Source organism: Mesorhizobium sp. M5C.F.Ca.IN.020.29.1.1 (assembly GCF_003997375.1).
Lineage (GTDB): Bacteria > Pseudomonadota > Alphaproteobacteria > Rhizobiales > Rhizobiaceae > Mesorhizobium > Mesorhizobium wenxiniae.
Genome location: NZ_RZSW01000234.1, coordinates 1 through 9122, shown reverse-complemented (window position 1 = coordinate 9122; position 9122 = coordinate 1). Strand labels below are relative to the sequence as shown.

The following is a 9122-nucleotide window of genomic DNA, read 5'->3' as shown; positions in this document are numbered from 1 at the left end:
GAGCACCCGTGGTTGGTGTTCTCGAAGGCGGTTTGTCCTTTTCTTTCCACCACCCCCAAGGAACCGCCACTAGCCTTCGTCCAACAGGCAAATGATGGCGATGATGCTGGATGAAAGCGAAGCCTCCGACGCCGAGTTGATCGGGCGGGCGAAGGGCGGAGACAGGCGGGCTTTCGGCAAATTGCTCGAAAGGCACTATGAATTCGTCTATCGCGCCGCATATCGCTGGTGCGGGAAGAAGGCCGACGCCGAGGATATCGCCCAGGAAGTCTGCGTCCGGCTCGGCCGGGCGATCCGCGACTATCATGGCAGCGGCGCCTTCACCACCTGGCTCTACACCATGACGCTGAATGCGGCACGCGACGTGATGCGCAAGACGGTCCGCGAGACGATCAAGATCGAAGCCTACGGAGCTTACGAGCTGATCACGGGAGAAGCCCCGGCCGAGCCCGAAGATCCGGCCGAGGCGCTTTGGGCGGCGGTGCGGATGCTGCCGGACAAGCAGCGCGACGCGGTGCTGCTGGTCTATGGCGAAGGGCTCAGCCACGCAGCCGCCGCCGAGGCGATAGGCATCTCGGAGACGACGGTTTCCTGGCACATCCATGAAGCGAAGAAACGGTTGAAGACGCTCATGCGTTCAGCCGGGGAAGTGTGATCATGGTCGACGACAACGAACTCAACAGACTGCGCGACATCGCAGCACCGGCACCGGGTACCGACGCGAAGGCGCGTGCCTTCGAGGCCGCCATGCGGGCTTACGACCTGGACGAAAAAACCTCACCCGCCGCCCAAGGATCGGCGAAAGGGCTTCGTCTTACAGAGCGAGCACAAAAGCTCTGGAGCGAAATCATGCAAAAGAAACTCGTCGTCACTCCGGCCATTGCCGGGCTCGTCGCCCTACCGATAGCCGGATACGCCACCATCTACATGCTGCAGGAGCGGCCATTCCATTCCGGTGGCGACGAGAAGATCGCCGAAACGCTGGCCGACAAACCAGTGGCCAGGAAGAAAGCCGATGCCGACGCCGAAAGCCGCGACGCAGCCGAGGCGCTTGCGCCGGCATCGCTGCCGAAGCCAGAGTCGGCTGCCGCCGGCGGCCTGACAAGGCAAGGTGCGCTGACCAGCAATGCGCCTCCGCCGGCGCCGAGCGGCGAGTTCGCACAGGACGGCGGCGCAAGCGCCCCAGCGGTCAAGGGTATGGCCGGCACAACAGCCGAGTCCAAACTGATGGTACAACCGCCTATGCCGGCCGACCAGATGCCGCTGCCGGAGCAAAATCGCGACCGCGTCGAGGATTTCAAGAGCAATCCGGTGCGTGCCGCGCTCGAAGACCCGGTCTCGACCTTTTCGATCGATGTCGACACCGCTTCCTATTCCTTCGTGCGGCGTTCGCTCAGGGAAGGTATTGTGCCGCGAGCCGACACAGTCCGCGTCGAGGAGATGATCAACTACTTCCCTTATGACTGGAAAGGACCGGACTCTGCCTCGACCCCGTTCAACTCGACCGTCAGCGTCATGCCGACGCCGTGGAACGAGCACACCAGGCTGATGCATGTCGCTATCAAGGGTTTCGACGCCAAGCCGGCCGAGCAGCCCAAAGCCAATCTGGTGTTTCTGATCGACGTGTCGGGCTCGATGAACGAGCAGGACAAGCTGCCGCTCTTGCAATCGGCCTTCCGGCTTCTGGTCAACAGGCTGAGGCCCGACGACACGGTTTCGATCGTCACTTATGCGGGTGATGCCGGCACCGTCCTCGAGCCGACGAAAATTTCGGAGAAAGACAAGATCCTCAATGCCATCGACACTTTGACGCCCGGCGGCAGCACGGCCGGCGAGGCGGGCATCAAGGAAGCCTATCGGCTGGCGCAGAAATCCTTCGTCAACGACGGGATCAATCGCGTAATGCTGGCCACGGACGGCGATTTCAATGTCGGCCAGACCGACGACGACGATCTGAAGCGGTTGATCGAAAAAGAGCGCAAGATCGGGGTGTTTCTGTCGGTGTTCGGTTTCGGTCGCGGCAATCTGAACGATCAGATGATGCAGACCATCGCCCAGAACGGCAACGGCACCGCCGCCTATATCGACACTTTGGCCGAGGCCGAGAAGGTGCTGGTCGAGGATGCGTCCTCGACATTGTTCACCATCGCCAAGGACGTGAAGATCCAGGTCGAGTTCAATCCGAACAAGGTCTCGGAATACCGGCTGATCGGCTACGAGACCCGGGCCTTGAATCGCGAGGATTTCAACAACGACCGCGTCGATGCCGGCGAGATCGGCTCCGGCCATTCGGTCACCGCGATCTACGAGATCACGCCGAAGGGCAGCGGCGGCGAGCAGATCGATCAGTTGCGCTACGGCCAGGCTTCGGTGAACAATGGCGGCGTCGCCAACGCCGACGAATATGCCTTCGTGAAAATCCGCTACAAGCTGCCGAACGAGGATGCCTCGAAGCTGATCACCACACCGGTGACATCAGCCAACGAAGTGGCTGATTTCGACCAGGCCAGCACCGACCAGCGGTTCTCCATTGCCGTCGCTGCCTTCGGCCAGAAGCTGCGCGACGAGGATGCGACCGCGAAGTTCGGCTATGACAAGATCATGGAGATTGCCACCGCCGCCCGGGGAGCCGACCCGTTTGGGTACCGGTCCGAGTTCCTCTCGCTGGTGCGCCTTGCCTCGGCGCTTGGCGGTAAACGGTAATGGTGATGACGTCCGATTTTCGTCAGATGGGATCGTTCGGATAGTGGAAACCGACCCACGGGCGGGTGAGCAGGCCGGCAGGGAAACCTTACCTGCATTTTTCAACATTTGTCAGGCGCGGGTGCGCCGGCGCTCGCGGCGGGCTTCGCTGGTCTCGACGGTGTTGACTGTGGCCTGCTTGTTGCGCATCGGGCCAATGCGCTCGACGATTTTTTCGATGCTCGGGCGATCCGACCGGGTATGCGCATCGAGCGCCTTGCGCATTGCGGCGAGGTGGGCGAACGAGGTGCCGCAGCAACCGCCGACGATCTTTGCGCCGGCATCGACGGCCAGCCTGACATAGTCGGCCATCAGCTCGGGCGTGCCGGAATAATGGATCTCGGCGCCGCGAAATTCCGGAATGCCGCAATTGCCCTTGACGATCACCGTGGCCTCCGGCTTCGCCTCGGTCATGTCGAGCAGCGAAGCGAGGATGTCGGAGGCGCCGACGCCGCAGTTGGCGCCGACACCGAGCGGAGCCTGCGACAAGCCATCGGCGACGCCGTGGATGTCCTTCGGCAACAGCCCCATCATGGTGCGGCCGGCGGTGTCGAAGGAGCCGGTGTAGGTATAGGGCAAGCCGACGCGGATCGCGGCTTCGGCTGCGGCGCGGATTTCGTCCGGCGCCGACATGGTCTCGATCCAGGCGACTTCGGCGCCGCCGGCTTTCAGGCCCTCGATCTGTTCGGCAAAGGCCTCGACCGCCTCGTCATAGGTCATCGCGCCGAGCGGCACCAGCAACTCGCCGGTCGGGCCGACCGAGCCCGCCACGATGACCTTGCGGCCGGCTCTATCGGCGACAGCGCGGGCGATCTCGGCGGCGCGCTTGTTCAGCGCATGCACGCGGCCTTGCGCATGGTGCAGCTTCAGCCGGTGGCGGGTGCCGCCGAAGGAGTTGGTCAGGATGATGTCAGCGCCAGCATCGACGAAGTTCTGGTGCAGACTGGTGATGGTGTCCGGCGCCGTCTCGTTCAGCAACTCTGGAGCCTCGCCGGCCTCTAGCCCCATGGCGAACAGATTGGTGCCGGTGGCGCCATCGGCAAGCAGAACGCCCTTCTCAGCAAGCAGCGCGTCAATTGGATTGGTCATTGGAAATACGCCTTCCGGGGATTCTTTGTCGAGATAAGGATATAAAGAAATCTTTATATGGCGTCAATGTCGGCGCGATAGACAAGCCGTCAAAATCGCATCTCCGCCAGCCTTTGCGTGAAGCTGGCCGCCTCATGCGCGTTGATGTCGGCGGCGCGGATCAGATTGTCGAAATGGCTGGTCAGCGTGCGAACTGGCTGGGTCGCGTTCAGCACCAGATACATGTCGCCGACATAGATGGCGGCACGATAGGGCCCGAATATGGTGTAGGGAATCGAGTAGCGCATCCGTCCGTCATAGAGAAACAGGCGGAAGGTGGGATAAAGGTCGTCGAGCAGCGTCGCCATGTGAAGAAGCTGCTGGTGGCGGTCGGCCTCAGGAAAACGGTCCCAGACGCCCAGTCCGCGCGCAAAGATCTCCAGCGTGTGGCGCGGCATGCAGACTTCCATGTCGGTTTCCGGCCGCCGGTTGTAGTCGATGCGGTACTGCGTCTCACCGGCCTGGGCCTCGCGGCTCTTGTTGGCGATACCAGCCTCGTAGTCGACGAGCGCCTCGGTGCGCAGAAGGTCGGGAATACCGGCCGGCACGTAACGGATTTTCGTACCGGCGGCCTCGGCATGCCATCTTGCCAGCAGCGTGCGGTCGAAACCGTCGGGCGCTTCCTCGATCTCCAGGCTCTCGCGGATTTCACCGGTGACGCCTTCGTCTTGGCTGAGGCCGAGCAGCCAGTCGAGCGACACTTTGAATTCGGCGGCAATGTTGAGCAGCGTTTCGGCGCGGGGAAGGCGTGTCGAGGCGCCGGACAGCAGCTGCGAAAGCGCCGAACGATCGATGCCCACCGCCGTCGCGAAAGCGGACTGGTTCAAGTCGGATCGTGTCAGGAGCATTTTCAGGCGCTCCCGGAAGATCGTCGATAGGTCGCGTTTGTCCATATCGTCATTCCGGCCGTTGGGAGGAAAAAAATCCGCCGAATCCGCTAAAGTGGCAGTTTAGGCGTAAATGAATCCTCCAGTTCGTTTACAATTTATAACGCCTGCGGCTAAAAATGCGCAATCGCAACATTTTGTGCGCCTTGTCGCGTTGCGGCATCTCGATGCTCCTGACAGAATGCTGTCAGGAATCAAAACGATTCCGGCGACTGGAAGGGCAGTGGTCGATCCATGACGAGCATGAATAACAGACGACGCAATGCACCGGCCATCGAATGGCCGACCGTGTTTCTCGCGTTTTTCTGTTACGGCACCTGGCTTGCAGCCGGCCTATTCCTGTGGCCGTCCTATCCGCTGCTGGCGCTCGTCGTTCTGGCCTTGATGGCCGCGCTGCAATCCTCGCTGGCGCACGAAGTCCTGCACGGCCATCCGACTCGCAATGCGCAGCTCAACGAAGCTTTCGTCTTCCTGCCGATCGGTCTCGTCTGGCCGTTCCGTCGGTTCAAGACCATTCATCTGCGCCATCATGCCGACGAACGGCTGACCGATCCGCTTGACGATCCTGAAAGCTACTACAAGGCGCTGTGGCACCATGACGAATTGCCGCCGGCGATGAAGTTCCTGCTGAAGATCAACAACACCATGATCGGCCGTCTCATTCTCGGCCCATGGCTGTCGTGCATCGGCTTCTTCATCGACGATGCCAAGCAGGTGCTCGCCGGCGACAAGATGATCCGAAAGGCATGGCTGCTGCACGCCGTCGGCCTCGCCGTGGTGCTGCCGGTCGTGCAGTTCGGCTTCGGCATCCCGCTATGGCTCTACATCCTGGTTCCGGTGTGGCTGGGCCAATCGCTGATCTCGATCCGCACCTTCGCAGAGCACCAATGGTCGGAGCATCCGGAAGGCCGCACGGTGATCGTCGAGCGTTCGCCGCTGTCGTTCCTGTTCCTCAACAACAATCTGCATTTCGTCCATCACAAGAGCCCGACGGTGGCTTGGTACCGGCTGCCGAAGCTGTTTCGCGAGCGCCGTGACGAGTGGCTGCGGATGAACAATGGCTACGCTTATCCGAACTATTTGGCGCTTCTCAAGGCTTATGCGTTCAAGGCGAAGGAGCCGATCGTCCACCCGGTGCTGCGGCGCACGCCGGAACCGGGCCGGGCGTTCAAGCCGCGCGTCAGAGCGCGCAGCCTCAATGGGCTTGGCAGTGCGCCGGTGCCCGCCGAGCCGCCGAAAGAATGAATTTTGTGGCATCGCCGGCGGCGATGCCCAGGTGCGCGTCAATGGTCTCGTCAGTTTCTCAGCGTAACGATCAAAATCCCGGCATGAGCGATTTCGTTGCCGCCTTGCCGATGTACGACTGGCCCGAAATGCGGAGCGAGGTCGATGCCCAATGGGCGCGGCTGCGTGATGCCTTCCGGCAAAAAGGCATCGACGCGCCGCAGACCATCGCTCGCTTCAATGCCGATCTACGGCCTGTGGAAGGCGGCATCCGCGACGCCGCTGGAAAGGTCATCGCGCCCGATCCGGCGACGCTGCCGCCGGGCGAACTGTATTTTCATGGCCTCTGGCTGCATCCGGCGCTGCTGTTCGCACAGACCTGCTGGGGCCCGATGGAGACCGGCCTGTCGGAGCATGTCCAGGTGATCGGCCAGCCGAGCTACGATGCTTTCGAAGGCGGGCAGGGCGAACTCTATTCGAGCGCCATCGTGATGCGGGCAGGTGAAGCGCCATCGATTGGCTCACCGGCCGACGGCAGCCCTCTCATCCCGCTCGATATCCTGCGTGGCAAGCACTTTACCTTCAACAGCCTCGATTCCATGTCGGGCATCGTCGGGCTGACGCGTGACCTGGAGGCGCTGGGCGAAAGCCTCGACATCTTCTCTGAGCGCAGCGAAAGCGGTGGCCACCGTGCCTCGATCGTCGCAATTGCCGAGGGCAGGGCCGATGTCGCCGCCATCGATTGCCTGAGCTGGGCGCTGGCGCAGCGCTTCGAGCCTGCAGCGGAAGCGGTGGCGGTGGTCGGCTGGACAAGGCGGCGCAAGGGCCTGCCGTTCATCACCGCCAGATCGACACCGGAGAAAATCGTGGTGGCGTTGCGCGAGGCTGTCGCGGCACTCGCATAACAACAATCAGCCGCCGAGCAGCCGCTCGTCGAGCGGATAGTTCGAAAGCTGCTCGTTGCCGGTTTCAGTTATCAGGATCTGTTCCTCGATCTTGACACCCTCGTGACCGCCAAGCCGGCCGATATAGCTCTCGACGCAAAGCACCATGCCTGACACAAGCACGCCGTCGGGCGTGTCTTCAGTCCAATCGATCGCATGCGGCAGCGTCGGGTATTCGTCGGCCAGGCCGACGCCGTGATAGAGCACGCCGTAGCGCGCCGGGAAACAATCTCCGGGCGGCACCGCCGAGCGTTCGACAAGGTCGCGGAAGGATATGCCCGGCTGCATCAGGCGGATGTTGTGGGCGATCTGGTCGGCGGCGATGCGAAACAGGTCGCGTTGTTCGATGGACGGCTCGGTGTCGCCGCAGAGCCAGGTGCGCGACAGGTCGGCGCAGAAACCGTAGGGGCCGATCAGGTCGGTATCGAAAGCGACGAGATCGCCGGCTTCGATCGTTCGCGACGAGCATTCCTGGAACCAGGGATTGGTGCGCGGGCCTGACGTCAGGAGCCGGGTTTCGACCCATTCGCCGCCACGCGCAATGTTGCCGCGGTGCAGTTCGGCCCACAATTCGTTTTCGGAAATGCCTGGCCGCAATGCTGCTTCCATCTCGCCCATCGCCGCCTCGCAAGCGACGATCGACCGGCGCATGGCCAGGATTTCGTCGGGCGATTTGATCAGACGGGCATTTTCCATCAGCGCTTCGCCATTGCCGATCGAGATGCCGAGGCGGGCGAGTTCTTCGACGCCCTCGGGATTGATGTGATCGACGGCGATGCGGTTGATACCGCCGCCATGCTCCCTCACCAGATCGGCGATGCCGGCCGCCCAGCGGCGGACTTTTTGCTCGGTCAGTTCGCCGCTGTAGAGATACATCCACGACACTGCCGGCCGCACCTCGTCGACCACGCCGGAGTGGTCGGAAAGGTGCTCGCACGAAAAATAGTCGAACAGCACCACCGGGCCTTCGGTGGCAACGAAACAATGCCTTGTCGGGTTGTGCGCGACCCAGAGCTGCATGTTGGTCGAGTCGGTCGCATAGCGGATGTTAATCGGATCGTAGAGCAGGGCTCCTGCATAGTCGCGGCGCTTCAGCTCGGCGCGGATGCGGTCGAGCCGGTATTGACGCATGGCAGACAGGTTGGGGGCAGCAATGCCGGCGGCGTGCCACTCGGCTTCCGCCAGTGCGCCATAGCCAAGCACATGCTGGTTGAGCTCAGCGGCCTTCTGCCGCGACTTCAGGCGCAACACATCGGTGGAGCCCGCTTCGTCCGGCTCGAACGGCATGATCTTGCGATGACGAGGAGGTCGATCAGTCGGGTTCCTGTCCACCCTCGGTTCCTTTGCTAACGCCTTCGTCGGGCGCTGTGGCTTTTTCCGCAGCCGTTTTCTTCAATCTTATGTAGGCGCCGGGCCGGGCAGGCTTGTCCGTGCTAGGCAATAGCGGAACCATGATTTGCCTTGGTTGGCCGTCCGGCCCATAGCCGGCTTTTTTGAGCTGCTCCAAAATGACCGGCCGCGGATCGTCGCGGTCGAGCCAGACGAGTACAGCCGGCTCTTGCACTAGCCTGTCGAAATTCGGCACTTCCTGGTCAAGCGCGACCAATTTTTCGTCGACCAACCGCAGATTTCCGACCCATGCACCGTCGGATATTGCGGTTTTCACCGGCCCGTCAGCAGTCAGCTGGCGATAGAGGGCCGGGTAATCCACCCGGATCATCCGCGAGAGACCACTGGTCCCGTTTATCTGGAAGTACCAAGTGGCGGGCGCGAGCAGAACGGCGATGACCGCTCCGGCCGCGATCACCAGGAGCTGGGCGTCCCTGCCGCGTGGTGAAAGCCGTTCCATATAGGCGGCCATCGCCAGCGGCAAGATGATCAGGACCGGCACCAGCCAACGGGCCTTGACCTCGGTCACGCCGGTGGCCAGCACAAGTGTCGCCAGCATGGCCAAGCCGAGCGCCAAGGTACGCCACAAGAGAACTTCCCTGGCCGGAGCTTTGGGGTGACGCTCGGAGAAACGAAACCCCGTCAGCGCGAAAGCCAGCGCGGAAACGAACACCGGCAAGACAGCGAAATTGAAGGTCCCCATGATAAACTTGCCGGCGCCGGTGGCCGCGGCCGTCATGCGCGGCTGCTGTAGGTCTATTCCGAACTTCTCGCCTCTCGCCAGCAAATCGGCAGGATGCATGAGGCT

General features: G+C 62.2%; 7 protein-coding genes and 1 pseudogene. 4 read left to right on the top strand and 4 right to left on the bottom strand.

All coding sequences use genetic code 11. The features are described from left to right. The first annotated feature begins 94 nt into the window (after positions 1–94). Together EOA85_RS19070 and EOA85_RS19065 are read left to right on the top strand one after the other, a co-directional pair. Positions 95–655, top strand: a complete 561-nt coding sequence (locus EOA85_RS19070; protein ID WP_127210769.1) for an RNA polymerase sigma factor — start codon at positions 95–97, stop codon at positions 653–655. Between the two features lie 2 nt (positions 656–657). After that, the gene (locus tag EOA85_RS19065) at positions 658–2703 is read left to right on the top strand and encodes a VWA domain-containing protein (RefSeq protein ID WP_127210767.1); all 2046 of its coding nucleotides are present in this window, start codon (positions 658–660) and stop codon (positions 2701–2703) included. Between the two features lie 111 nt (positions 2704–2814). On the opposite strand, the gene bmt is transcribed toward EOA85_RS19065, so the two are convergent. Continuing rightward, on the bottom strand, positions 2815–3831 hold the full coding sequence (gene bmt / locus EOA85_RS19060) for a betaine--homocysteine S-methyltransferase (RefSeq protein WP_127210766.1): 1017 nt from the start codon (positions 3829–3831) through the stop codon (positions 2815–2817). Positions 3832–3920: 89 nt separating this feature from the next. Beyond that, positions 3921–4763 carry a helix-turn-helix transcriptional regulator gene (locus tag EOA85_RS19055; protein WP_029351899.1) on the bottom strand — a complete coding sequence of 281 codons (843 nt, stop codon included), beginning with the start codon at positions 4761–4763 and terminating at the stop codon, positions 3921–3923. A gap of 228 nt (positions 4764–4991) precedes the next feature. Between EOA85_RS19055 and EOA85_RS19050 the strand changes: the two genes are divergently transcribed. Continuing rightward, complete coding sequence (locus EOA85_RS19050; protein ID WP_164759746.1) at positions 4992–6002, top strand: fatty acid desaturase; 1011 nt, start codon at positions 4992–4994, stop codon at positions 6000–6002. A gap of 83 nt (positions 6003–6085) precedes the next feature. Next, entirely contained in the window at positions 6086–6886 is an 801-nt protein-coding gene (locus tag EOA85_RS19045) for a PhnD/SsuA/transferrin family substrate-binding protein (protein ID WP_127210765.1), read from the top strand. Positions 6887–6892: 6 nt separating this feature from the next. Here EOA85_RS19045 and EOA85_RS19040 read toward each other — a convergent pair whose 3' ends face one another. Next, complete coding sequence (locus EOA85_RS19040; RefSeq protein ID WP_127210768.1) at positions 6893–8212, bottom strand: Xaa-Pro peptidase family protein; 1320 nt, start codon at positions 8210–8212, stop codon at positions 6893–6895. A 25-nt stretch (positions 8213–8237) separates the two neighbouring features. Further along, positions 8238–9122: pseudogene (locus EOA85_RS19035) on the bottom strand (glycosyl transferase family 39); the annotation flags it as partial.

What these genes read in the sequence shown, in the direction of transcription:
- EOA85_RS19070 (WP_127210769.1), top strand. Translation starts at nt 95, where the DNA reads ATGGCGATGATGCTGGATGAAAGCGAAGCCTCCGACGCCGAGTTGATC.
- EOA85_RS19065 (WP_127210767.1), top strand. Translation starts at nt 658, where the DNA reads ATGGTCGACGACAACGAACTCAACAGACTGCGCGACATCGCAGCACCG.
- bmt (WP_127210766.1), bottom strand. Translation starts at nt 3,831, where the DNA reads ATGACCAATCCAATTGACGCGCTGCTTGCTGAGAAGGGCGTTCTGCTT.
- EOA85_RS19055 (WP_029351899.1), bottom strand. Translation starts at nt 4,763, where the DNA reads ATGGACAAACGCGACCTATCGACGATCTTCCGGGAGCGCCTGAAAATG.
- EOA85_RS19050 (WP_164759746.1), top strand. Translation starts at nt 4,992, where the DNA reads ATGACGAGCATGAATAACAGACGACGCAATGCACCGGCCATCGAATGG.
- EOA85_RS19045 (WP_127210765.1), top strand. Translation starts at nt 6,086, where the DNA reads ATGAGCGATTTCGTTGCCGCCTTGCCGATGTACGACTGGCCCGAAATG.
- EOA85_RS19040 (WP_127210768.1), bottom strand. Translation starts at nt 8,212, where the DNA reads ATGCCGTTCGAGCCGGACGAAGCGGGCTCCACCGATGTGTTGCGCCTG.